Source organism: Streptomyces vastus, assembly GCF_039532825.1.
In the GTDB taxonomy this organism is placed as follows: Bacteria; Actinomycetota; Actinomycetes; order Streptomycetales; family Streptomycetaceae; genus Streptomyces; species Streptomyces vastus.
In genome coordinates this window covers 108,105-133,457 of sequence record NZ_BAAASJ010000016.1, presented here as the reverse complement: position 1 = coordinate 133,457, position 25,353 = coordinate 108,105, and the positions used below count along the sequence as shown (strand labels likewise).

Annotated in this window: 16 protein-coding genes; 8 read left to right on the top strand and 8 right to left on the bottom strand. The window is 68.8% G+C overall.

The annotated features are described in order from the left end of the window. The first annotated feature begins 219 nt into the window (after positions 1–219). The 8 genes from ABD357_RS06145 to ABD357_RS06110 are packed head-to-tail and all read left to right on the top strand — an operon-like array spanning position 220 to position 12,351. Entirely contained in the window at positions 220–1,188 is a 969-nt protein-coding gene (locus ABD357_RS06145; protein WP_344388010.1) for a hypothetical protein, read from the top strand. After that, positions 1,185–3,788: a lantibiotic dehydratase family protein gene (locus ABD357_RS06140; RefSeq protein WP_344388009.1), complete on the top strand. Its 2,604-nt coding sequence runs from the start codon at positions 1,185–1,187 to the stop codon at positions 3,786–3,788. Before ABD357_RS06145 ends, ABD357_RS06140 begins: the two co-directional genes overlap by 4 nt. Next, complete coding sequence (locus ABD357_RS06135) at positions 3,785–5,482, top strand: hypothetical protein (protein ID WP_344388008.1); 1,698 nt, start codon at positions 3,785–3,787, stop codon at positions 5,480–5,482. Before ABD357_RS06140 ends, ABD357_RS06135 begins: the two co-directional genes overlap by 4 nt. Then, positions 5,472–7,424: a TOMM precursor leader peptide-binding protein gene (locus ABD357_RS06130; RefSeq protein WP_344388007.1), complete on the top strand. Its 1,953-nt coding sequence runs from the start codon at positions 5,472–5,474 to the stop codon at positions 7,422–7,424. The genes ABD357_RS06135 and ABD357_RS06130 overlap by 11 nt, the downstream gene beginning before the upstream one ends. Then, positions 7,402–8,991: a hypothetical protein gene (locus tag ABD357_RS06125; protein WP_344388006.1), complete on the top strand. Its 1,590-nt coding sequence runs from the start codon at positions 7,402–7,404 to the stop codon at positions 8,989–8,991. The genes ABD357_RS06130 and ABD357_RS06125 overlap by 23 nt, the downstream gene beginning before the upstream one ends. Before the next feature lie 14 nt (positions 8,992–9,005). Continuing rightward, positions 9,006–9,953 (top strand): thiopeptide-type bacteriocin biosynthesis protein, encoded by a 948-nt coding sequence (locus tag ABD357_RS06120; RefSeq protein ID WP_344388005.1) that lies wholly within the window; start codon positions 9,006–9,008, stop codon positions 9,951–9,953. After that, positions 9,950–11,164: an FAD-dependent monooxygenase gene (locus ABD357_RS06115; RefSeq protein ID WP_344388003.1), complete on the top strand. Its 1,215-nt coding sequence runs from the start codon at positions 9,950–9,952 to the stop codon at positions 11,162–11,164. Before ABD357_RS06120 ends, ABD357_RS06115 begins: the two co-directional genes overlap by 4 nt. Next, positions 11,161–12,351 carry an FAD-dependent monooxygenase gene (locus ABD357_RS06110; protein ID WP_344388002.1) on the top strand — a complete coding sequence of 397 codons (1,191 nt, stop codon included), beginning with the start codon at positions 11,161–11,163 and terminating at the stop codon, positions 12,349–12,351. The genes ABD357_RS06115 and ABD357_RS06110 overlap by 4 nt, the downstream gene beginning before the upstream one ends. 81 nt (positions 12,352–12,432) lie before the next feature. On the opposite strand, the gene ABD357_RS06105 is transcribed toward ABD357_RS06110, so the two are convergent. From ABD357_RS06105 to ABD357_RS06070, 8 genes are all read right to left on the bottom strand, one after another. Further along, the gene (locus tag ABD357_RS06105) at positions 12,433–13,170 is read right to left on the bottom strand and encodes an ABC transporter permease (protein ID WP_344388032.1); all 738 of its coding nucleotides are present in this window, start codon (positions 13,168–13,170) and stop codon (positions 12,433–12,435) included. An 89-nt stretch (positions 13,171–13,259) separates the two neighbouring features. After that, the gene (locus tag ABD357_RS06100) at positions 13,260–14,225 is read right to left on the bottom strand and encodes an ABC transporter ATP-binding protein (protein WP_344388001.1); all 966 of its coding nucleotides are present in this window, start codon (positions 14,223–14,225) and stop codon (positions 13,260–13,262) included. Positions 14,226–14,690: 465 nt separating this feature from the next. Further along, on the bottom strand, positions 14,691–15,047 hold the full coding sequence (locus ABD357_RS06095) for a hypothetical protein (RefSeq protein WP_344387999.1): 357 nt from the start codon (positions 15,045–15,047) through the stop codon (positions 14,691–14,693). Between the two features lie 162 nt (positions 15,048–15,209). Next, positions 15,210–17,318, bottom strand: a complete 2,109-nt coding sequence (locus tag ABD357_RS06090; RefSeq protein WP_344387998.1) for a glycoside hydrolase — start codon at positions 17,316–17,318, stop codon at positions 15,210–15,212. A 601-nt stretch (positions 17,319–17,919) separates the two neighbouring features. Then, positions 17,920–19,467 (bottom strand): sigma-70 family RNA polymerase sigma factor, encoded by a 1,548-nt coding sequence (locus tag ABD357_RS06085; RefSeq protein ID WP_344387996.1) that lies wholly within the window; start codon positions 19,465–19,467, stop codon positions 17,920–17,922. A 43-nt stretch (positions 19,468–19,510) separates the two neighbouring features. Continuing rightward, complete coding sequence (locus ABD357_RS06080) at positions 19,511–19,744, bottom strand: hypothetical protein (RefSeq protein WP_344387995.1); 234 nt, start codon at positions 19,742–19,744, stop codon at positions 19,511–19,513. 63 nt (positions 19,745–19,807) lie between these two features. Beyond that, positions 19,808–20,566, bottom strand: a complete 759-nt coding sequence (locus ABD357_RS06075) for a hypothetical protein (RefSeq protein WP_344387994.1) — start codon at positions 20,564–20,566, stop codon at positions 19,808–19,810. Positions 20,567–20,579: 13 nt separating this feature from the next. Beyond that, on the bottom strand, positions 20,580–25,352 hold the full coding sequence (locus tag ABD357_RS06070; protein ID WP_344387993.1) for a putative T7SS-secreted protein: 4,773 nt from the start codon (positions 25,350–25,352) through the stop codon (positions 20,580–20,582). Position 25,353 lies beyond the last annotated feature (1 nt).

Here is a 25,353-nt window from a genome sequence, read left to right as displayed (position 1 = left end):
CATTCGATTCTTGAAAGATGAGTAACCATGAGAGCCAATGCGCCAGAAGACCGTATCGATGACCCGATAGCAGGCACCCCCACAGGGGTCCGGCTTTTCACCAGGGCGCCGGTGACGCTGGCGTGGCTCTCTGCCTCGGTGGTGCCCCTCGCCCGTTCCGTGCGGGAGCGCGGAGGCGCCGTCGTTCGGCTGCGTCGAGGATGGCTCCATGGCCCGCACGTGGACATCATCGGGCGGGGTGCGCTGGGGCAGGAACTTCCCTGGAAGGCCATCGCGCGACAGCTGGACGCCGGACCACTGCCCGAGGACAGGGCACTGGACGAGGAAACGTATCTCGCGCAGGCTCGGGAGTTCGGTCGGCTGGAGGCGGTACCGCCGCCGTATCTCCCCATGCGCGAGCACGGGGAGGTCGAGTTCGTCGGTCCTGATGATGCGGTCATAAGTGACCCTCTACTGCACGGCCTGCGGGAGACAGAAGTCGTGCACGGTGTGCTGTGCCCACCGCTGATGAACACGATCGAAGCACTGACCCGGGATCCGTCTCTGGCCACCACTCGCCTCGCGGAGGCGTTCCTGGCGCTGGGTGACTCCTATTTCCTGGGGTTGCCCCACGGCGCCTTCTCGTTCCGCTCGCATGCCGAAACCTTCCTCGCCTGGGCGGCCCCCAGCAAGGACATGCGCCCGGTGTTCGCCACGCGGCTGGCCAAAGAGGCGCCCCAATTGCGCAGCTTGGTGGAGCAGCGCCTCGCCGGGAACGTCAGCCCGGCGGCGGCCGAGTGGCGTACGGCCTTCGCCTACTCCACGGGCGCATTGGACAGCGCCGTCATGGAGGGCCGGCTGACTCCCGCGATGCTGGACACGATCACCGCCTCCGTGGACACCACCACCATGGGACCCCCCACCGCGCCGGAGGCGGTGGCGCAGGGCAAGCACCCAGACACCGCGTTCCACCGTGCCACGGCGGAATCCGGGGTGATCGACAACCCGCCCCCGTGGTTCGCCGCGTACCGCATGTTGATCAACCTCTTCTACCAGCAGTTGCCCTTGCTCACCGTCTCTCCGATTCAGCGGTACTACATGTGCTATGCGCTTGCCGAGACGATTGACGAGGTCCTCGGCGAAACCTGGCAGGAGCGGCTGGACAAGGGGCGGGCCCGGTGGGCGGAGGCTCAGGAGGCTTCCCGATGACCACACTGCAGCCGCTGACCGTCACCGCACCGCGTCCATCGAACTCGGCCCCGCAGAAGGAACCCCTCTGGCTCCTGCGTATCAATCCCCTCCTCCGCAGCCGCCTCGGCGATCCCACTCTCCGGGACCTCCTGGCCCTGCTGGCAGAAGCCGAACGCGCTGTGCGATCGGCCGCCGAACGGTGCTCCGAGGAGCTCTACGTCCTCATCGGCGCAACGACTGACGACAGCACACGTGGGCAGCTCATCGCCGTACGCCGAGCCATCCACAACGACCGCCCCTCCAAGGGCCTTCCGCCGACGAAGCCTTCGGTGTCCGAGTGGCTCCAGGCCACGGAGCAGCGCCGACGACTTCGGGAAGAGGTCACGCACCACTACGAGCAGGCGGCGGACCGGGAACGCCAGAAGCTCGCCGAGTTGCTGGGAGACGAGCACCTGCGCCGGTCGCTCGCCCTCGTCTCTCCCGAGGTGTACGAGGAGTCGGAGCGCTACCGGGCCGCGGTAGCGGGTCCGGGCCGGCTCTCCGCGCGCAGCCGGAAGTCGGAGCGGGGGCTGGTCCAGTACGTCACCAGGGCCATGGTGCGCACCAGCCCGCTCGCCCGCTTCACCGCCGTCGGGATCGCCGTGCCCGGGCCCGGTGGAGTCGATCCGGGCAAGGTGGACTTCGAGGGGGCCACCGGCTTCCCGAGCCTGGACCGCGTCATGCTCGCCTACGTCCTCGGGGGCCTGCAGCCGGCGACGGGCACCGCACTGCTGAACGCCTGGGTGGCGCTCTCCCCCACCTCCGCCCTCGACGAGAGCCGGGAAACGCTGTACTTCCTTCGCCCCACCGATTCCGGCTTCCAGCGCTTGTCCGCCCCCGTAAAGGGGGTCGTCAGGGCCCTCGTCGATGCAACCGTCATGGGCCCCCGGCCGGTGCGCTCGGTGGTGTCGCACATCGCCGCACAGACGAAGTGTGCGCCGCAGGACGCCGCGAAAGCCGTACTGCAGGCGGTTCACCAGGGCATCCTGTGCACGTACAACGAGCCGGAGGACGGGGCCGCCGACCTGTCGGTACTGTTGACCCGGCCTGGGACTCCGGGCTCCGCGCTGCTGGACGACGCGAAGTCGCGGCTGCCCCGCCTCGCGACCGGACCGGCCACTGACCGCCGCAGCGAACTTCGCACGATCGATGAGGATTTCGACCAGCTCAGCCGACTGGCTCAGCGGCCGGCGCGCGTCACGGTCGAAGAGGACTACACCCTTTCTCCGTCGACCGTCGACTCCGCCCGCTGGCGGCGCCAGCTGACGGACCTCGGCGCGACGGTGGAACTTCTGTCGGTATTCGACTGGCTGCACGACGTACGTGTCATCACGACGGCCACCTTCGTGCAGCGTTTCGGTGCCGGCGCGAACGTTTCGCTCACCGAGCATTCCGAGTCTCTGGTCCAGGAGGTCTCCCGGCGCGCGGCCGTGATGGGCGAGTCCTACGCCCGGGGCGACGCGAACGCACTCAACGGCCTCGGCACCGCGGACGGCGGCCTGGAGCAGCTCTTCGCCCTGCGCCGCCGGGTGATTGAGGAGACCCAGTCCCGTATCACGAAGGCGGTGAACTCCGGAGCGGCAGATGTCGCACTGTCCACGCAGGAAGCGATCGAGCTCGCCTCCGGCATGCCCGGACGCATCCGCCAGGACCCGTTGAGCTACGGGGTGCTGGTGCAGGCCGCGGGCGACCGACTCGTGTTCAACGACGGCCTGCCCGGGCACGGAATGCTGTACGCCCGATTCCTCGACGCCGACCGGAAGCTGGGCGGCGAGTCCATTCCCTACCTGGCGCAGCGGCTCCTCGACCGGTACACGTGGGACGGCGCCCGCGTAGTGGAAGACCTTGGGCTGCACCGCCTCAACGTGAATGCCCATCCGCGCATCCTGCCGGAGGGGCTGCGGCCCGACGACTGGTTCTCGCTGCGCCTGGTGCACGACACGGAGTCCGACACGCTCGCCGTCGAGGACGCCGACGGCCAACGGATCCGCGTACTTCCGCTCGGCACGGGCCATCCGGGGCTCTTCCCACCTCCGCTGTCCCTGGCGACGTCCCTGTCGACCGGAGGACGACTCAACAACGACCTGCTCAACGGCTGGTATCAGGCGCAGCCCCGGGACCAGCGGCGCACATTGACGTGCCCCAGGATCTCGATCGGCGACGTCGTACTGGCCAGGCGCCGTTGGTACGGCGGTGCAGAGCTGGCCTCGGCCCTGGGCGCCGGGCCGGCCGAACCCGATCGGCTGCTGGCGCTGACCGCTTGGCGCGCGGGGCACGACGTTCCCGAGGAGGTCGTCGTGAAGACGGCGTTCGGGCAGGACTCGCCCAGGACGCTCGATCCCTCCGACGTGCTGCCCCGCCGTCTCCAGCACAAGCCGCAGTACGTGGACTTCTCCAGTGCGCTGAGCACACGAGTCCTGCCGAAGATGCTGGACCGCCGGGCGACGGAGGAGGAGTCCGTCAACTACCTGGAGGAGGCCCTCCCCTCAGTGATCGACGGCACGCACGCGCAGGAGTGGGTGGTGGAGGTCGGACGTGCCCCGGGTGGCCTGTTCCAGTACGAGGGAGAGAACCGATGAGGATGAGAGCAAGGCCATACCTGCACTGTGCACCGGTGCCGGGCGGTGTGTACTTCAGTGGCGCGCGGACCCAGTTCGTCCTCAAGGGCTGGGACCATCTGTTCAAGGTCGCGGACGTGTGCGTCCCACTCCTCGAACAGGGCACAACCGAGGACGAGCTCGTAGCGGCGCTGGGCACGGAACGAGCCAGGCCCGTTGTGCGCCATCTGACGAACGGGCTGCACGTCCACGGCATGCTGCTGAACGAGGACGTCCTGCGCGGGGACGGGCCGAGCAACGAGGACCGGGAGCGGTACGCGGGCTCGCTCGCCTATCTGGAATCGGTGTGCGCACATCCGTATGCCGCCTTCGCCAGGATCCGCGCCGCCAGAGTCGTTTTGTTCGGGCCGGCGGAGGCGGTGCGTCCGGCGGCCCGCGGGCTCGACCGTGCCGGTGTCGGCCAGGTGCTCGTGCCGGACATCGCCGACCTCGGCGCGTGCGGCGAGGCTGATGTCGTGCTGTGGTGCGGCACCGATGAGGAGACCCAGGCCACAGGGTTGCGGCTCCACGGTGCCGGTCGGATACCCGAGGGCGTACCGGTCGTGCCGGTGCTGCTCGACGATCGCGTGCTGCAGGCAGGCCCAGTCGTCCGGGACGCCGACCGGTATCCAATCCTGTCAGCATTCCGTCGCAGGGCGCTCGGGTGGGCTCAGGGACAGGGACTTGAGCCCGCCGCCCGGCCGGTCGCTGACGCGATGATCGGTGCGATCGCCGGTCAGTTGGTGCTCGATGTCCTGGCGGGGATCGATGAGGGCGGCGCGGTGCATGTGGTGCACGGCGCCGAACTCATCGCGGAACGGGTTCTCCTCGGCACCGCCGACATGGCGGATGAAAGGCTCAGTACGCTCGAGGGAGTGTCGGCCGAATCGGTTCCGGACGCCGACGACGCGATCGAGCGGGTCAACGCGCTCACCGTCCGCTGGAAGGGCCTGTTCACCCCGGCGCGCGCGGAGCAGACTCTCCCTCAAATGCCCTTGGCCATAAGAGAGATGGAACTCAGAGCGGGTACCGCGGGCCGGATCACCGTATGGGCACCGGATCAGCGGTCCGCGACGGTGGGGGCCGCTCTCGAGGTGTTGCGGTGCTCCGGCCCGACGGTCGAGGGCGGGACGGGCGCCGCCGGCCTGACGGAGGAATGCTGGCTCTTGGACGGCGTGCTGCGTCTGCTCGCCGACGAGGCGGAGGCCGTGCACACGGCAGCCTCGGAGAGCGAGGAGACGGCTCGCATCCGGCGAATCCTACAGGACTGGCAGCCCGGTTCCCTCACCACCCACCTGTCACAGGTTCCTGGACTCGACTGGCGGTTGGCACGCGTCGTGCTTGCCGACAATGGCCAGGTCCTGGGGGCAGCTTGGGCTCCCGACGCAGACACCGCGGTCCGCGAGGCATTGAGTACAGCTCTCGCACGATCCCAGGTGAACGCCAGCCGTGATGGTGGCGGCGATGTGCCCCTCCTGCGCACGGACTCCGTCAACTTCGCGGACGCGGAGCAGATCCGCGCGCTCCGGGAGCAGGTCGGCCGGCTCACCGCAGCGCGAGGCGTCTCCTACGAGGGCCGACCCCTCCGGACGGACCCCGCGCTCGGCGAGATCCCCTTCTGGTCCGGTCCCGTCAAGGCCCGTCAGCTCACGCAGGAGCCCCAGCATGCAGGATGAACAGCAGTACGGCCCCGGCCTGGCAGGGGCTTGCGACGTCTCCTGGGAAGAGGTCTTCCAGCGGATCGGGGGCGCCCTGCACGCGAAGGTCGTGCTGAACCGCGGCTGGGACCTGGCCTGGGAGCGAGCGCAGTGGGAGCAGAGCGCCGAGAAAGGCGAGGAACTCATCTCAGTGCGGCTGTACGACGACGAGGTGATCGTCGGACCTCGGTGGGTTCCCGGCACGGACTCCGGCTGCGCGAGCTGCGCCGAAGTGCGGGAGCGCAACACCGCAGAGCATCCCCTGGCGGACACCCTGGACGAACCGCGTGTGATTCCGCGTTCGCACCAGCCCCTGCTGCCCTACCTGCTCGACGCCGCTCTGGAGAACCTCGCGGACCACCCCTTGCAGCCGGGCGAGCTGTACGCGGTCGGGACCCAGTACGTGCGTCGACACCGCATCCCCCGAAGCTTCTTCTGCCCAGCGTGCGCCGACCACGGAACAGTGGCGGCCGACGATTGGCGGCCGGCACCGCTGGCGCTGCGCGCCGAACCCCTTTCTCCACAGGACCCGACCCGCGGCGTTGGCGGTTCGCACCTGGTGAAGCCCGGCGCCCTGCGCGATCGCCTGGTGGACGCCCGATACGGACCGATCCAGGTCATCATGCGCGAGTCGAACGTTCCCTTCGCCATGAGCATGTGCTTGGCTCCCGATGCCGCCGCCCCGGGGCACGGCCGTGCGGGGACTTTCGCCGAGGCCGACCCCGTCGGAATCATCGAGACCTACGAAAGGCTTGGCAGCTTCCCCTTCGACACTCCGCTACTGCTGGAGCGCAGCTACCGAGAGGTGTCGGACCACGCCCTGGATCCGACCACACTGGGGGAGCACACCGAGAAGCAGCTGTCCCACCCGAGCTGCCAGGTGCTTCCCTACACGTCGGACGCATCGATGGACTGGGTGTGGGGTCACGACCTGGCCTCCGGCGAGCCTCAACTGGTCCCCGCCGAGGCCGGTTTCTACCAGTACGAGCAGCGGTTCAAGCTCTCCCGTCGTGCGGCCAGGGCGGCACGTGTCGTCGCGCGGCAGGCACGTGCAGCGGGCCGCACTCCCGAACCAGGCACCCTGCGCAAGTACTTCCACGATTCGTCGAGCGGTTGCGCGGCTGGAGCGAGCCTCGAAGAGGCCGCGCTGCACTCCCTGCTCGAACTCGCCGAACGCGACGCCTTCCTGCTCTCCTGGCATCGCCAGACGCCCCTGCCCCGCATCTCGAACGCCTCGATCACCGATCCGGAGAACCGGAGCCTGATCGACCTGATCCAGACGCGTGGCTTCGATGTGCACGTGCTCGTGGCGAAGCAGGACATCGATCTGCCGATCGTCTGGGTGCTCGTCGTGAACCGCAGGAACCCGTTCCCCGCCACGTATTCGTCCGGGGGATCGGGGGCCAACCCGAGCACCGCGATCCGCGGTGCGCTGCGCGAGGTCGCTCAGCTCGTCACCAACAAGGGGCAGTGGAACCGCGAAGAGGCCGAGCGGATGCTTGACGACCCCTGGCTGCTGGTGGAGCTCGAACAGCACCCGCAGCTGTACACGCTTCCCGAGAAGCTGGCACGAGTCACCGAGGTCCTCGGCGGACCGGAGACCACGCTGCAGGAGGCGTTCCCCGGCTGGCCGGACACTCTGCGTCGGGCTTCCGACGGGACGGTACGCGGAGCCCTTGACCACGTGCGTGGGCTGTACGCGGACGCCGGGCTCGACCGGATCATCCTGGTGAACCAGACCACCCGCGAGCACGCCGACGTCGGCGTCTCGGTCGCCAAAGCCGTCGTCCCCGGCATCCTGCCGATGTGCTTCGGCCACGCACAGCAGCGTCTGAAGAACCTTCCCCGCCTGGCGGCCGCGCTCGCCGGCACGCCGCAGGAGAATCGGGAAATCCCCTATGACCCGCACCCGTTCCCATGAGCAGCCCGACGTGCGTCCGGGGCACGAGGACCCGCACGTGATTGAGCGGACGACCGCCATGGTCCGGCGCGCCCCCGTGGACCTGCCCCCGCCGTTCGGCGACAACAACATCGAGCGCGAGCCCCTCTGGTACGAGTTCGGCGCCGGGTGCGACGAACCAGCCGTACCGCCCTGGACCTGGGTGGCGGAGCCGCCCATGACGTCGCACGTACCTCCGTCCCCGCCTGCGTGCATCCACGGCGGACGACGCTCTGAACTCCCCCGGGGAACCGCAGAGGTGCTCGACGGCGTGCCCTTCCCACACGGGCGGGTGTCCACTTCGGACCCGGAGGGAGCCCTCGTCCGAGCCCTCGTCGCGAGCTTCGGCGTGCAGTGGTCCGACCCGGACAACGTCTACAACCCGCACCGCGGCTACGCCTCACCGCGTTGCCTCTATCCCGTGCAGGTCTTCGTCGACGATGGCGAGCGCTGGCACCTGCTCGAACCCGAGCGGCACGCACTCACCGCGCTCACCTCCGGCAGCCACCACGGGCGGCAGCGGCGCATCGCGCTGTCCGGGAGGTACACGCGCATCCCTCGTGGCTACAAGTGGTTTCGCGGTTCCCTGGTGAATCTGGAACTCGGTATAACCCTGCGCTCTCTGGCGCTGGGGCTCGAACTGTTCGGACTTTCGGGCCGAGTGGTACTCCCGCACGAGGGTTCGGCCGCTCTGCTGGACGAACTCGGACTGACGCCCAGCTGGGAATGGTCACTGCCGGTCGTCATCGAGATCGGGCCAGAGCGTGTCGCCCAGTTTCCGGACGCTCCGGAGACCGGCGGGGCGCCCGAGGAACAACCGGACGACGCAGCGCTCAGGGACTTGGTGCGCGTCAACCGCACGCAGGCGTTCGACGACCCTCCTGCCCGCATGCCGCCGGCCGTTCCGGCACAGCTCTCCTCGGCACCTGGTGCGCTGTCCATGGCGGAGCTGATGTGGCGGCGCAATTCCGGCCGTATGCCCCGCGGTCTGCTTGGTATGAGCGGCCGGCGTACTCGTATGCCCGCCGACTCCGTCGCAGACGCGATCCGCTGGCTCGACGCCCCACCACCCGGACCGAGCCTGCGGGCCGTGTCCGAACTGGTGACGCTCACCGCTGTGATCCAGGACGTGGAGGGCCATGAGGACGGCATCTACCGCGTGCGTTCCGGTGGGGCGGTTCTGCTGTCCGCGGACCGGACCGCGGCAGCCCGGCTGGAGGCGGAGTACGGGTACGGCCTGAGCCCGGACGCCGGCTGCGACATCCGGAACGCCTCGGCGATCTGGTTCATGTCGGTGAAGCCGCGCGAGCTCTTCGCGCGCTTCGGGCCCAACGGGTGGAGTGCAGCGCAGTACTACTGCGGCTGGGCCCTGCACGGCCTGTGCCTGTCCACCACGGCGCACGGGATGTTCGCCCGCCCGGTCCGCGCCTTCAACGAGATACCGACGCAGCGCATCCTCCACTTGGATCCGGACGAGATGATCGCTCTCGCCGCGGTGGCCGGTAAGCCGAGGCACGCGACCCATGCGCTGCTGGACATCAGAGTCTGATGGAGGAGAACGTCTTGGCACAGCAGACAGCACCCGGCCACCCCGAGTCCGGTGTCGGCACGACGTCCCGAACGCAGTGGAGTGCCTGGCATCTGCATCTGGCCTCCAACGCACAGTCATTGCTGGACCGAGTGGTGAGCGACGTCATCGCTCCGACGGTTCGGACGCTAGATGACGCACCATGGTTCTTCATTCGCTACTGGCAGGGCGGTCCCCACCTCAGGTTGCGCGTGGGCGACTTGAACCCCGAGGAGTTCGACCGGGTGGAGCGGCTGCTGCGGGAGCGACTGGAGAGTGCCGGCCGGCCGGCCGCCGACGAAGGCCGGATCAGCCATGAGGCGTACCAGGCTGAGGCAGGTCTTCTCGCACGGAACGAATACGGCAGCGACCACAACGTTCAGGCGCTCCAGGCGCCGGGCGTGCACCGGGCCGTCTACGAGCCGGAGACCGCACGATACGGCGGCCCGGACCTGATGCCGCGGACGGAGCGGTTGTTCCAGCTGTCCAGTGAACTGGTGCTCGCACTGCTGTCGCACGTGTCGACGCCGCAGACGCGCTCCGCCCTGGCCCTGCGCGCCACGGTCTCCGCGGCCGCCGCTCTCGGTGACGAGGCGGAGCAGGCCATCTTCTACGCCCACAGCATGGCGGCCTGGCGTGCCTGGGCGGCCGACTTTGGCTGCACGGAGGAAGAGCTGGACCGCATGTGCCGCATCCCCGAAGGAGCCGCCAAGCCGATCGACCCGGCCCAGCACGGCCCGTTCGACGCCTGGCACACAGCCCTGTCCAACCTTGTCGAGGCGATACGCACCACCACGACGACCATCCCGGGGCAGATAGTCGTCTCCCACGTGCACATGCTCCACAACCGCCTCGGCCGCAATCTCTTCGACGAACTGCGCACCTATGCCTGGCTGGCGCACGCTTTTCCGGTCGCGGATCCGGCTCACGGGGGTCGGCCATGACAGGCCGACCGCGTATCGCCGTGGTCGGGTCCGGTATCGGGGGTTTGACCTTGGCGGCAGCACTCGCCGCTTCGGGCACGCGATGCGAGGTGTTCGAGCAGACCCGCTCGATGGCGGAGATCGGAGCAGGGGTACAACTCGCTCCGAACGCCGCACGCCACCTTGGGCGGCTCGGGCTTCGGTCCGAACTTGAGGAACGGGCCGTGGCCATCGAAGAGATGCGTGTGTACAGATGGACGGGCGAACTGATCACTTCCACTCCATTCGGAGCGGCGTGCGAGAAGCTGTACGCGGCGCCCTACTACGCCATACACCGCGCCGACCTGCAGGGGGCGCTGCTGCGGCTGGTCGGACCGCAACCACTGCGACTGGGACACCGACTGAAAACCGTCTCCCAGGATGGCGAGGACATGCTCCTCACTTTCGAGGACGGGCCGAGTCATCGCGCGGACGTCGTAGTGGGAGCCGACGGCATTCACTCCGTGGTCCGGGAGTCACTCGTCCGCGACGCACCGGTGTTCTCCGGACTCGGCGTCTTCCGGGGCCTGATTCCGGTCGACCGGTTGCCTGCCCCGGCGCGTCAACCGCTGATCAGAATGTGGCTGGGGCCGGGCCGACACTTGGTGTGTTATCCGGTGGCCGATGGCCGGCTGATGAGCTTCGCCGCGATCGCTCCGCTCGCCGCAGCGGGAGCGGAGTCCTGGTCGGCAGCCGGCGACCCCGCCGAGCTGGTGGCGGCCTTCGACGGGTGGAGCGGCCTGGTGTCAGACATCACCCGTGCCGCCGACTCCGTCCGTCGCTGGGCTCTGTATGACCGGCCGGAGCTGCGTACCTGGTGCGCGGACAGGCTCACAGTGCTTGGCGATGCCGCACACCCAATGCTTCCGTTCATGGCTCAGGGCGCGAACCAGGCCGTCGAGGACGCGGTGGAACTGGCCTCGCTGCTGGCCGATGCCCACCGCGACGAGATTCCTGAGTTGCTCACGATGTATGAGAAAGCCCGCGCTCCGCGTACCGCAGCCATCCAGCAGGGCTCACGGGGCCATGCGGACACGATGCACCTGGCCGACGGCCCGCAGCAACGCGAACGGGACCTGGCGATGCGTCGAGCCGCGGGCCTGACCGGGCTGCGCGAACGCGCATGGCTCTACGGGCACGAAGCCGGGGTCGCACGTCGCATGGACCAGGCAGGAAAGGGAGAGGTGTCATGACAGCCACTGACTTGCGCGTGGCCGTGGTCGGGGCGGGAGTGTCGGGACTCGCGGTCGCCATCCTGCTGCGCCGACGCGGCGTGCGCTGCGACGTGTACGAGAAGTCGGATGCCCTCAGCGCGGTGGGTGCGGGAATCCAGCTGCCCCCCAACGGCGCACGCATTCTCCATGAACTCGGTGCCGAGCTGTCCATCAGACGAAGAGGCATCACAGCGGGCGCGATCGAGACGAGACGCTGGAACGACGGAACGCTCCTGTCCCGTGTCGTGCACGGAAACATCTGCGAGGATCGGTTCCAAGCGCCCTATTACCTCGTTCACCGCGCCGATCTGCAAGCCTGTCTCGTCGACCTGCTGCCACCAGGGCAGATACATCTCGGGCGGGCGGCGAGCGGTGTCGTGGAACACGACGACCGCGTGGAGCTGCACTTCGCCGACGGTGGCTCGGCGACAGCCGACGTCGTGATCGGCGCCGACGGCGTGCACTCTGCCCTGCGTGGTGCAGTGGTGGACGACAGGCCGGTGTTCTCGGGCTATTCGGTGTACCGGGGGTTGGTTCCGGCCTCCGCCGTGCCCTCCTTCGAGAATGATCCGCGGGTGATGTTCTGGTTCGGACCCGGCCGTCACGTCACCTACTACCCCGTGTCGTCCGGGCGGACGGTTCACTTCAGTGCGGTGTGCGCCGATCCGTCCGTTGGCACCGCCCCGCGCAGTTCGCCCGCCGACGCCGACGGGCTGATGGCGGAGTTCGAGGACTGGCACGAACACGTCAGGCAGGTTCTGTGCACCGCCGATTCGGTGACCCGCTGGGAGCTGTTCGACCGGAACCTGTCGGCCCGGTACCACGCTGGGCGCGTGGTCCTGGTCGGAGACGCCGCTCACCCCATGCTGCCCTTTCTGTCGCAGGGGGCGAGTCAGGCACTCGAGGACGCCGTCGTACTGGCGGACAGTCTCACCGAGCACATGGCCGACGTGCCGGATGCGCTGCGCAGATACGAAGCGATCCGGATGTCTCGTACGGCCGATGTCCACCGGCAATCACGACAGCGCTCCCACACTTTCCACCTCGCAGACGGTCCGCAGCAGGCCGAACGCGATGCCAGGCTGGCAGAGCAGCGGGATTTGGCACACCTCGACTGGCTCTACGGTGACGCTGTCCATTCGATGCACGCTCTGGCCGGGCGCTGACCGCTGTCCTCGGTACACGACAGGCGCGGGGCTGGATCACATTCGAGTGATCCAGCCCCGCGCCTGTCGTGTAGTGGGCGGTCATTCGGGCCGGGGGTCCCAGCGGAAACGCCGGACAGCCACCAGCGCGCCGAGGGCACCCCATGCGGCCAGCACGCCCAGTTCCTTCCACGGGTAGCCGGTTGCGTGTGTGAACGAAGCCAGCATCGCCTCGTTGAAGGGCTTTACCGGAAGCAGACCCGCGACGGTGTTCAGCACGCCGGCGTGAATGGGGAAGTAGCTGCCCGAAATGAACACCAGCGGAAACTGGATGAACTGCACCAGCGCGGGGGCGGACTCGGCACTCCTGACCAACGACGCGACACCAGCGCCGAGGGCACAGAAGCTCGCAGCACCGAGTACCAGCGTCAGCACTATCGTCGTCCATTGGGTGGGCGGTGACACCCCGTAGAGCGCGCCCACGCCGATGACCAGGACGACATCGATGAGGCTGACCAGCACGCAGTGCGCCAGCAGGCCGACGAAGTAGACCCAGGCCGGCAAGGGGGTCGCGCGCAGCCGCTTGAGCATCCCAGTCTGACGCCGTGTCGACAGCACGATGGCCAACTGGCCGTAGCAAGCCCCAAGCACGGAGACCGCGGCGATCGTCGGAGTGTAGTACTCCATGCCGGACAGCCCGAAGTAGAAGTCCTGCCTCTCGTCTCCCCCGAACACCGCTCCGAAGATGGTGACGACGAGCACGGGCAGAAGAAAGGTGAAGATCACGGCTTGCGGATTGCGCCAGAAGGAGAGCTGCTCGTAGCGGATCTGATGGATCACGAGGCTCACACGACCACGACTGACAGCGTCGCCACGGCGGAGAGCTGGCGAGCGATCCGGTGACATGTGGGGCGCCGGGGACGAGAGGGTCATGTACGGCTCCGATTCGGTCGATGCCCGTGTGCGCCGACGGACTGCTGGGACGGTTCGCCTTCGAAGGAGCGAGTGATGTCGAGGTAGACGTCCTCGAGGGAGGGCCGCTCGACGGTCAGTCGCCCGAGCGTCGCACCACGGTGCAGGGCCCAGTCGGTGAGGGAGTGCAACACGGCTGTCGGCTCCTCCACTTCGATGGAGACCAGGCCATCCTCAGTGGTCGCGCTCGCCGGCATGGGCAGATCTGACACCTCCGTGCCCGGCGGTAGCTCGAAGCGGATCCGAGCGAACGCGCTGTCTCTTCCGCCGAGCGTGGCCGGCGTGCCCGACTCAACGATCCGACCGTTTGCGATGACGGCCATGGAGTCGGCGAGCGCCTGCACTTCGTCCATGTAGTGCGTCGTCAACACGATGGTGGTGCCGGAATCCCGCAGGTCCCGTACCAGCTCCCAGGCGTTGCGCCTGGCACTGGGGTCGAACCCCGTGGTGGGTTCGTCAAGAAACAACAGACGAGGATTCCCGACAACCCCCAGTGCGAGGTCCAGACGGCGTTTCTGTCCACCCGACAGGTCCTTGACTTTGGCGGCCTGTTTCTCGCGCAGACCGACGAGTTCGATGACTTCGTCGACGTCACGGGGCGCTCGGTAGTATCCCGCATTGCGCGCGATCGTTTCGCGTACGGACAGGTACGGCTCGACGGCTACGTCCTGCAGGACAAGACCCACCAGTTCGCGTAGATCACGGCTGTCGGCAGGCATCCCGGGGTCCAGACCGAGCACCTCGACCCGGCCCTGGTCCCGGCTGCGGAAGCCCTCGAGGATCTCCAGTGTCGTCGTCTTGCCTGCGCCGTTGGGCCCCAGTAGGGCGAAGATCTCGCCCTCCGCCACGGTGAAGTCAATCCCGCGCAGCACCTCGCGGCTCCCATAGGTCTTCTGCAGACCTTCCACAACAACTGCCGTCATCGCGGTCGCTCCAGTTCGTTCATTCGGCTCCTTCGTGCCTGCTTCGCGCGACGGCCAATAGGAGGCCGGGCAACGCCCGACCGTAGGGCTAGGGCAATGCCTGCAAGGAGCAGTGCTGGGCAACTGGTGACGTGCGTCATGAAAGTAACGACAGTTGTCAACTGGTAGATCGCCTGTTCGATGACCCGGGATGGGAGCAGGCGCATCGGTGTATCCCGGATGTTTGCAGACATGGCTGCGTGAGCGATGCGTGAGCGGACGGCGCAGCAGCCGTTGGACCGGATGTCATGTCGGTCGAGGCCGAGAAGTCTCTGACCAGGTAAGGCCGGGCCGAGCGTGATCAGGGAGCAGCACGCGTCACGACCTCGCCAGCCCTCGTAATGCGTTGGTCTCGAGTTCGAATCCCGATGGCGGCTCCACCCTCTCGCCAGGGCAACGTTTCGAACAAAAGGCCCTCCGTGAAGATCACGGAGGGCCTTTGCGTGGGCGTATGGGAACGCACTGGGAACATGCGGTCAGGCGGGCCTCCTCGACGGGAACACCTGAGGCTTTGCCGGTGCCATCCTCCGACTCCGGCTGCGCGTTCTCCTCCGGCCCCACATCGTCCGCGTTCTCCTCGCGGGGCTCGGTCTGGGGCAGAACCCTCTTCCGCTCCCGGGGGACGACGGCGACGGTCGCTGCGGCGGCTTCCCGCTCAGCCTCTTCCAGCACGCTGGTGCGGATGTCGGAGGTGACCCGAATCGAGGAGTGGCCGAGCCTGCGCTGCACCGCGACCATGACCACGCTGCCGGCCGGAACGGCCAGGGCGGACGCCGTCGTCATGGACGCCGCCGTCATGAACATCGACCACCGGCGGGCAGAGTCCGCGCTACGGCCCGCGGCCACCGCGCGATCTTCGGGAGTCCACACAACCCCCGTCGATCACGCGGTGGCCGTTCCGTTCCTGCCCGGGCCGACGCAAGACCGCGAAGTCGGGCCGGAGTATCAGCAGGTGGAGTTGGATTGAGTCAATAGACCGAGTCGCCAGGGCAGGCTGTTGTAGTCGGTGCTGGAGTTGGGGTCTCTGCCTTGGTACAGGTACTGCATCTTGCAGGGGCTGATGGTCAGGGTCTGGTCGTACCCGGCCCGGATCATCTCCCCGTGGCTGATGTCCTTGGTCCAGGCGCCCGCAGGGAAGGTGACGTTGGCGGCCCCTGCGAACGGGTTGCTCTCACTGGCCGCCAGCGCGGTCCACGAGCCGTCGAGGCTGCCCGACGTCCAGGATCGGAAGTAGCGTCGGCCGTCCGAACCGATCGCCTCCACGGTCAGCAGGTACTGGTTCTTGCCCTGGACCTTGTAGACGTTGGCGGCCTCGAAGAGGTTGTTGCGGTTGGCGTCCTGCGCGGCGATGACGGTGTTGGTCATCCCGTTGGGGAACTGCGACAGCGTGGTCTGCGACCGGTACAGCTGTCCGTTGTCGTCGGAGGAGAACAGGTAGCAGTTCGCCGAATCGCAGATCACCCACATGTCCACCCAGTACCCGTTGCCGATGTTCTGCGAAATGATCGTCGGCATTGAGGAGTAGAAGCCCTTCGGGGCGCTCCATCCGTTCGGGTTGCTGATGTCCGTATTCGTCGAGTACGACGCGTTATCGCCGGTCTGGTACACCAGATACCACAGGTTCTGCGGCGCGAAGTAGAACACCTGCGGCGCGGCCCGATATCCCTTGCCGATCGGCGATTGGTCCAGGTAGTGATGGGTGGCTGAACCCGCCTGCGACCAGTCGGTGAAGCTCAGGTACACCATGCTGTAGCCGGACGCGTCGGCCACGCTGGCGAACACGTGGTACTTGCCGTTGTAGTGCACCACCGACGGGTCCTTGATCCCGGCGATGTTGTGGCTCGCATCAGACTTCGGCGCGATCAACACCCCGCTGGAACTCCATTGGAACGTCGACGGCAGGGAGCCGGTGGCGGACGGGGAGGGGGACGTGGTGGTCCCGCTGGCCGTCGGGCGGACTCGTCGGGTCTTTGTGCGCGGTTGATCAGTCGACGACGAGCTGGGGGACCTGCTGGCGGACGGGCCGGCGGACGAGCTGGTGCCGGCGCCCAAGGTGCTGATCACGGCGTCGTAGGCCGGCTTCGGGTTGCCGCCGCTGTCGAACAGCAGCGGGGTGTCCGAGCTCCGCCACGAGTCGCTGTCGCGGATGCCCCACACGGTGATGCCGGTGCACCGCGACACGTTCAGGCACGCCTTGACGGTGTTGGCGTACGCGGTCGGCGGGGCGGTGGCGATGTCCAGCTCGGTGATCTGCACGTCCACGCCCAGCGCCGCGAAGTTCGACAGCGTGGTGCCGAAGCTGGCGGGCGGCCCGCCGGAGCCGAAGTGGCTCTGGAGCCCGACACAGTCGATGGGTACGCCACGGGACTTGAAGTCGCGCACCATCGCGTACACGCCCTGGGTCTTGGCGTCGGTCCAGTTCTCGATGTTGTAGTCGTTGTAGCACAGCTTGGCCGCCGGGTCGGCCGCCCGGGCGGTGCGGAACGCTTCCTCGATGAACCCGTTGCCCAGCACCTTCTGGAACACCGAGCTGCGGAGCTGGGTGGATCCGTCGGCGAACGCCTCGTTGACCACGTCCCAGGAATGGATCTTGCCCTTGAAATGGGTCATCTCGGTGGTGATGTGGTTGTTCATCACGCTGCGCAGCGTGGCAGCGTCGGTGATGCCGCTGACCCAGTTGGGCAACTGGGAGTGCCACACCAGAGTGTGCCCGCGCAGCTGCTGCCCGTGGGAGGTCGCGTGGCCGACGATCTGATCGGCCGGACCGAAGTTGAACGATCCCCGGGAGGGTTCCGTGGCGTCCCACTTCATCTCGTTCTCCGGGGTGACCATGTTGAATTCCCGGTCCAAGATCGTGGAGTACGTCGAGTCACCGAGCCTTCCGGCGGCCACAGCGGTGCCGAAGTACCTGCCCGAGGGGGCCGCCTGCGTACCCAGGGTGGCGGCTCCGGCGGAGCTGGGGAGGAGCGTCACGACACCGGCCACCATCGCCGCGGCCGACAGTCCTATCACCGCTGTTCGGCGACGCCGGCCGAGTCGGTGCAGGCCCTTCATGATTCTTCTCTTCGAGGGTCGCGGGTCACCCTGGGTGCCGTGATCGTGCGCGCATCGGCCGGTACGGCCTGATCCGGCGCGGGGTGGGTGCGGTGCAGGACGTGGGGTCGTTCCTGCGTACCGGTCGCCCGGGGTTCGTGGGTGTGTTGCGTCATCGGAGCGGCTTTCTTCAGGTGGATACGTCAACGGGGGAAGTCGGGGAACCTGCCACGTCGGCACGTCATGGTGAGCGGCGGGAAGGGCGCCCCCCGAAGTGGAGGCCTCCGAACCCGCGTCCTCGTAACAGAAAAGTCGCGCCGTCCGGACGATTGCTCAGTGATGCATCTCGCAGGTGAAAAGCGTTATGCCAAGCCCTGCGGTCTGGTCGCCCCTGTGGAAAGGGCGCGCCGCCCCTGATCACCAGTGAAGGTTCTTGGAGTGATATCGGTGGCGGTTGCGGTGATCAGCCTTCAGGCCGGGCTCGGCCAGGCGGCCGTCGATGAATGCGGATCGAAGCGGGATTCGGCGCAGCACTCGGCTCACTGCCGGGTTGAGAACGGCGTGGTGCAGGAACACCAGCTGTCACTGCGCGACTCGATCCACCATGCTCAAGGAGCGGTTCTCAAGCCCGGGCTCTGCGTACGATGAAGGAAGCCTGGCCGGCGAAGGCTCTCGTGCCGTCGGAGCCATCCAGCCAGATGCCACCGTCGCGGTGGCGGATGACCGATCCGGGATAGTTGTGCGCGTGCAGGGTCACCGACCCGGCGACCGACCCGGGGCGCGGACAGAAGGTGGCGTCTTCACGGAACAGTTCGCTGCCGTCGTTGGTGCTCATCCGTAGTCGCAGGTCACGATGGCGCAGATAGCGGCCGGCGGCGCGGAACGTGACGCACCGTGTGTCGGCCAGCCCCCGGATGACCGTGAAGGTGACCCGCTGCCGTGACTGCGCGCTGCTGGACGCGGAGACCCGGCCGAGCGTCGCGAAGTCGCCGGCATACGTGAGGTACAGGGCGGGCTCGTCCACGGACTCCAGCGACTGTGCGCCCAGCGGAACAGTGGCCGCGACGGCGGACGGACTCACCGGGGACGGTCCGGCCGACGTGGTGCGCAGCGGGATCGGCGTGGGATGGCCGACCGTGGGAGCGGCGGTGACGCCGGGCACCCGATGCGCCGGTTCGGGCCAGGTCACGTAGGTGGCAGTCCCGGTGATGAGCACCGCGCCGGTGGTGAGGCCCACCAGCGGATGAGCGGTCACCGCGTAGAGTTTGCCGATCAGCGAGCTGTGCAGACCGACTCCCCCCGACGCCGCCGTGCCGACGGCGACGTGTGCCGTGGCCAGCCCGGCGGCGCTCGCGACCGTACCCGACAGCAGACCCTTGGCGGCCAGCGCGGCGATGAGCCCGGCCGGGACGGCCAGCGGCGCGAGGCTGAGGAGCAGTCGTTCGGCCGGAACCCGTTCTGTCGTCGTCGCCATGCAGACCGGGCAGCCGCGGGTGTGCCGCGCGATCCGCTTGCGCCACACCGATGTACGGAGACCGTCCCAGCCGACGACGGTCTCGTCCAACTGCGGACAGCGTGGGTCGGCCTCCAGCGCGGCGACGATCGTCCGGCTCAGTTCCAGCTGCTCGCGCATGCGTTGCAGGCTCACTCCGACGTGGGCGACCGTGAGCCCCGTCGCGGCGGCGATGTCGTCGCGGCTCAGCGAGCCGGCGCATTCTTGCCACCACAGCGACAGCAGCACCCGATGGTCCGGGTCGAGCCACCGGCCGGCTTCGACAACCTGACGGCGCTCGTCCGACACATGCAGACGCAGGATCGTCATGTCCTCGGGTTCGGCGCCGGCGTCCGGTATCTGGCACGCCTCGTCGATGACCGTGGTCCGGCCGGCGAAGGCGCGTTGCCGGTGCCGGTGGGTACTGATCTGGCGGAGCGTGATCGACACCAGCCAGGACCGGAAGCTCCCCGGGGCACGCAGGGCAGGCAGGTCGCGCACCACGCGCAGCAGGGTTTCCTGGACGACGTCGTCGACGTCGGCATGTCCGCTCAGCGCTCGCCCGACGATGTTGTAGAGCAACGGCAGGTACGCGGCGATCAGCTCCTCGCGCGCCCGATCGTCACCGGCCTGCGCCGCGACAACCAGCCCCGCGTGGTCCGCATCCATGAGCCTCATTCCCACCTCCCTCAGGGGATCGACCCGCCGAGTACGGCGCACCTTAGCGTCGGCAAAACGTATGCGGCCAGAGCCTGTGCCTTGGGTCACTGGACCGGCCTGCGCCGCCCCACAGCCAGTCCTGGCTGCCGAAGGTGTCCGCGAGGAACCGCTCACGCTCCATCACGTTCGCGAAGGGCGCGATGTCCACGGAGTGGCCGAAGCGGGGGGTGATGCGCAGCGGATCGTCCATCACCGTCGCGGCCCAGTCGCCGTCGAACCTCACCTTCATGGTCATTGCTGCCTCGTCTGATCTGCACCGCTGGAGTCTGGAAGCCCCCTTGGCGTCCGCAGCCGACCGTCACCAGTCCCCGTAGTCCTCGACCAGGTTGGCGATGAGTGAGAGCAGGGCGTCGGCGCGGTGCCGGTCCTCGTGCTGGTTGCGCAAGGCCTCGTCGAGTGCACGGAGGCGGGCAAGGGCGGCCGGGTTGCGGTCCCTCACCTCGTCGAGCAGCGGCGTGGTGATCAGGTCCAGGCATTCGGTGAGCAGGCGACGGGTGGCGGGGAAGGGCGGGTTGGGGTCGGAGGCGGCGAACCCCGTGGTCAAGTACCGGACCGGGTCGGTCAGGCTCCAGCCGACGACGGTGCCGTGCTGGACGAGGAGCGCCACGTCGGGGGCGATGCCGATGCGAGCGTCCAGCGGCTCGTCGAGGACGTCGAGGTCGCGTAGGCAGGTGAGCACGGTGTCTCCGGGGGCGCGGCAGAGCTCCGTGGTCACCTCCAGGCGGAAGTCCCGGGCCTCGTCCGCGCGAAGGCCCCCCGGGCGGACGGTGGGCGTGGCGGGAACGCGGGCGGCGTCCTCGGCATCGGCGGCCTCATAGGGCAATCGGAGCCCGGCGCCGACCAGTTCCCGGCCGGCCTGGTCGAACCGGAGCTCGTCGGGGGCGTCCCACAGCCACTCCCGGCTGCCGAAAGTGTCCACGAGGAACCGCTGCCATTCCTTCACGTCCGCGTACTCCGCAATGCGCACACATTGGCCCGGGAAGTCGAAGCGCGGGGTGATGCGCAGTGGATCGCCCGTCACCGTCGCGGTCCAGTCGTTGTCGAGGGTGAGTCTCATGGTGAATGTCGCCTCATCGAATCTGCACTGCGGGAGCCATGTAGCCGTTCTTGGCTGGAATCCTGCCCTCCACCACGTCTGCGTGGGTGATCGGCCCACCGGGATCGCTGGGCAGGCCACCAAGCGCGCTCACGCCGGAGTCGCCTCTGGTGCCGGACGGGCCGTATGCCGTGATGACATTGCCTGCCCCGGCGCCGCCACCCTCCGCCACCACGATGTCCTCCCCCTGTCGGAAGGTCAGCCTTCCGCTGCCCGCCGTCGAGTGGTACACCGCGTCCGGGCTCTTGAGGATCTCCAGGACCCGTTCGTCGGTGAAGTTGTGCATGGAATCCGCGTGGTAGTTGCCGGCCTTTCTCATCCGGTCGCTCTGGGCCCTCTCGACGACCTCGTCCGCGGTCTTGATGGCCTTTTCCCTGGCCTGCTGGGCCTTCTCCTCCTTCGTGTACTTGGGCATGAGGCCCAGCGGGTCGCACCCGCTGTACGGGTTGTCCACATAGCCGACGGGATTCGGCGCGGGAGCCAGGCCCAGCGGGTCCGGTGAGGTGTAGCGGCCGGTCTCGGGGTCGTAGTGGCGGAAGCAGTTGTAGTGCAGGCCGGTCTCGGGGTCGTAGTACTGGCCGGGGAAACGCAGCGGGGTGTACGCGCTGCTGTCCCGGGACCAGGCCGTGGTGCCCCAGAGCGTGCTCCGGGTGCGCCAGGCGATGTCGCCCGTCTCGTCGATGAGTTCGGTCGGCGTGCCGACGAGGTCGGTGGCGATGGCGAAGAACCGCCGGTCGATCTCCTCCTGGCGGTCGTCGGCCGTGAGGATGCGCTCGGTCTGGGCCAGGGGGACGACATCCCGGTGGTCCCAGGTGAGGGCGACCGTGTTCGGTACGTCCGGCTGGTGACTGGTCTGTTCGCACAGGGTGAGCCCGTCCCAGGTGAACCGGACCTCCTCGACCACGCTCTCGCCGTCGGCCGCCAGGCGCTGTTTCGCGGTGCGGCGGCCGAGCGGGTCGTAGCGGTACCTCCACCGGGTCCCGTCGGGGGTGGTCACGGAGGTGAGGCGGTTCTCCGTGTCCCATGAGTAGCGCCAGGTGTCCGGCTTGCGGGAGAGGCGGGTCTTCTGCCGCAGGGTGACCCGGCCGAGGGTGTCGTACTCGAAGCGGACGTCTCCGGCGCGGGTGAGGGTGGTGCCGGTGTAGGCGCGCGGTCCGGTGGCCTCGCGGCCGGGGTGGCCGGAGGGCCAGGACGCCGAGGTCTGGTTGCCGGCGTCGTCGTAGGCGTACCGCTCCGTCCAGCCCTGGGCGTGGACGGCGGTGACCCGGCCCACCCGGTCGAGGTCGAAGGTGCGGGAGCCCGACAGCCGGTCGGCGACGGAGGTCGGATGACCGTCGGCGCGGTAGGAGTAGGCGCGGCTGTTGACGTCGTGCCCGCCGGCGGTGATGTGCTGTGCGGAGAGCCGTCCGGCTTCGTCCCAGGCGGAGGTCATGGTGATCGCGTCGCCGAAGACGCGGGCGAGTTCCCGGCCGGCGGCGTCGTGCGTGAAGTCGATCCGGTGATCGCCGCTGGTCAGGCGGTGGGGTTGTCCGTCGGCGCTGTAGGAGTAGGAGGTGACGTGACCGGTGGGCGTGGTGCGGCGCGTACGGCGGCCCAGGACGTCGTACGCGTACGAGATGGGGCGGCCGTCAACCAGTTCCGTCTTGGTGAGTCCGCGTCGGTCGTACTGGTAGCGGAGTTCGCTGTCCGGCCCGGCCGCCTCCAGCAGGCGTCCTGCCCTGTCGTAGGCGTATGTCGTCACCTGGCCGTCGACGTCCTTGCGGACCACCTGGCCGAGCTGGTCGCGCTCGAACGAGATGGTCCCGCCGAGCGCGTCGGTGCGGGCGGCGAGCCGGCCCGCGGCGTCCACCCGGTAGGTGAGGGTGCGGCCGTCGAAGTCGGTCTCGGAGACGATGTCGCCGGCGGCGTCGTACTCGTAGGTCCAGGTCAGCCCTTGCGGGTCGGTGACGCGGGTGAGGCGCAGCTCGGCGTCGTGCTCGAACTCGTAGCGGGCGCCGTCGGGCCGCGTGCGGGCGACCGGCAGGTCGAAGTGGGTGTACTCGAAACGGGAGACGCCACCGGACGCGTCGGTGTGGGTGAGGCAGTTGCCCTCGCCGTCGTAGGTCCATGACCGAGTGGCGCCGTCGGGGCCGGTTCGCCGGGCGAGCTGCCCGTCGGCGTGCCACTCCAGGCCGGTGACGCCGCCCACCGGATCGGTGATGCGGACCGGCCTGCCGAGGCCGTCCCGCTCCGTGCGGGTGACGGCGCCGCCCGGATCGGTCACCTCCACGGGCAGCCCTGCCGCGTCGCACACCACGTGTGTCGTGGCCCCGAGGGCGTCGGTGACCGAGGTGAGCCGGCCTGCGTGGTCGTAGGTGTAGCGGGTGCTGGAGCCGGCCTGGTCGGTGACCGCCGTGCGGTTTCCCCGCTCGTCGAACTCATGGACCATACGGGCACCGTCGGGCCCGACGACCTCCACCGGCAGGCCGAACGGGCCGCGCACGGTACGCAGTTCGCTTCCGTCGGGGCGGATGGCGGAGACGGCCCGGCCGTCCTCGTCGTAGGAGAAGGCGGTGGTGAGGCCCAGCGGGTCGGTGCGGGTCAGGAGGTTGCCGCGTGGGTCGTAGGTGAACCGGGTGGTGTGGCCGAGCGGGTCGGTGACGGCCAGGAGACGGCAGCCGGGGCCGAACACGTGGCGGGTCGCGTGCCCCTCGGCGGTGGTGAGCGTGGTGGTGCGGTGGCCCGTCTCGGGGTCGGGTCCGGTGTACGCCAGGGTGATCTGGACGTGGCCGGCCTCGCCGCCCTCCGCCACGACGCGGTCGTGGTCGTCGTAGACGTAGTCGTAGCGGCTTGAGTTGGAGTCGATCCAGGCGATGACGCGGCGGCGGTCGTCGTAGACGAAGGCGGTGGTGGCGCCGGAGGGCTTGGTGACGGCGGTGAGGTTGCCGTCCTCGTAGCCGTAACTCATCAGGGGCAGGTCCGCGCCACCCTCGCCCGCCCCGGCCAGGGACAGGGCGGTGACCAGGCCGTCGGTGACGGACAGCTTCACCTGGTGGCCCGCCGAGTGGACCAGGGCCAGCGGCAGGCCGTCCTCGCCGCGGTCGACGGTGATCGTGTGGCCGTTGCGTTCGGTGATGCCCGACAGCCAGGCCGTACCGTCGCCTCCCGGCTCGCTGCCGGACGGGGCGGTGAAGTGGAAGGTGAGCCCGCTGTCGGGGTCGGTGACCGTGTAGTCGCCGTCGGCGTCGCGGGCCAGCAGGGTGCGGGCCCTGCCCGTTTCCGGCGTGGTGGGTGCGCCGGGGACCGGGTGAGGGTACGGGATCAGGAGTCCGTCGGCGGTGACGTGGACGACGCCGATGGCGTCGATCTGCAGACGCTCGTCGACGGTGGACGTCCAGGCGGGCCCCAGGAAGCGGCCGACCGTGCAACCGGACTCGGTGCGGCGGGTGAAGACCAGCGGCAGGATGCCGGGCAGTTCGACGTCGGTCTGGGGCAGGTACATCCGGCCCGTGGCGAGGTCCACCGGGTCGCCGCCCTGGTTGCGGTCGCCGTCCGGGGTGTTGTGGGTGCCGTCCGGGTCGTCGTCGATCAGCTTGCGCGCCCGCGCGGCGTCGGCGGCCTCCTCCGCGATGCGCACGCCCTTCACCGCGGCACCGCCGCCGCCCGTGGCCACGGTCAGCGCGACATCCGGCAACAGGCGGCCGAAGCCCTCGGCCGGGTCCTTCATGAAGTCCTTGACCATCTGGGTACCGGTGCCGACCGGGTCGTTGGCGGCGACCACCAGACCCGCGGCCAGGCTGTTGAGGGACGTGGCGTACTCGGCCGGGTGCGTGAGGTTGTACGGGTCCATGGGGTTGATGCCCCGGACGAAGTTGAGGATCCCCGCCGTGCCCTTGATGATGCCGCCGCCGACGTGGTCGCCCATGATCTGCAGTTCCTGGACACCGTCGCTCAACTGGTCGGCGTACGACGGCTTCTCCGGGGCCATGTCGCGGGCGGCGCGGACCGCCGTGCGCGCGGTCTCCGCCGCCGAGTTCCGCTGCTTGCGGGCCTCGGCGAGGATGTCCTGGGCATCCTGCATCAGCTGCTTGCCGGGGTCGTGGAACGTCTCCGCGGGCCTGGGAGGGAGCGAGGACGGATTGCGCTCGTCGGCGGGCTGGGCGTTGTAGCGGTCGACGGCGGCGTTGTAGCCGTCGACCTTCGTGCGGTGGGCGTCGGCGGCGTCCTCGGACGCTTTGACACCCTCCTTCCACTTGTCGATCGCTGCCTGCGCCTGTCCCTGCGCCCAGGTGACGGTGTCGGCGAACGCGTCGAGCGCGCCGAGCGCCTTCGCGCAGGCGTCGGCGGCGGCGTACCACTTGGGCGGCTGGGTGCTCACCGCGGTGCGCAGCGCTTCGGCCGTCTCGCCCCTGAGCCGGGAGGAGTCGAGGCCCCTGAGACCGTCGCCGGTGTCGTCGAAGGCCGTCTGGAAGGCCCGGAGTTTCTTGGCGGTGGCGTCGAGCTCGGCAGGGCTGCCGTAGATCAGCTTGGTCTTGTCCTCGGTCTGCCCGAGGTCCATCTCGTCGACCTCGGCGCCCATCCGGTTGGCGACCGAACGGGACTGCTCGCGCACCCAGTCCGCACCGGACTCCCAGCCGACGTCGTCCAGCCGGTCGGCGGTCCAGTTCCCGGCGTCCTCGACCCGGTTGCCGGCCCACTCGACGCCGTCCTCGACCGCGTTCTCGACCGAGTCGGGCGTGATGTCACTGATGAAGTCGCCGATACCCACA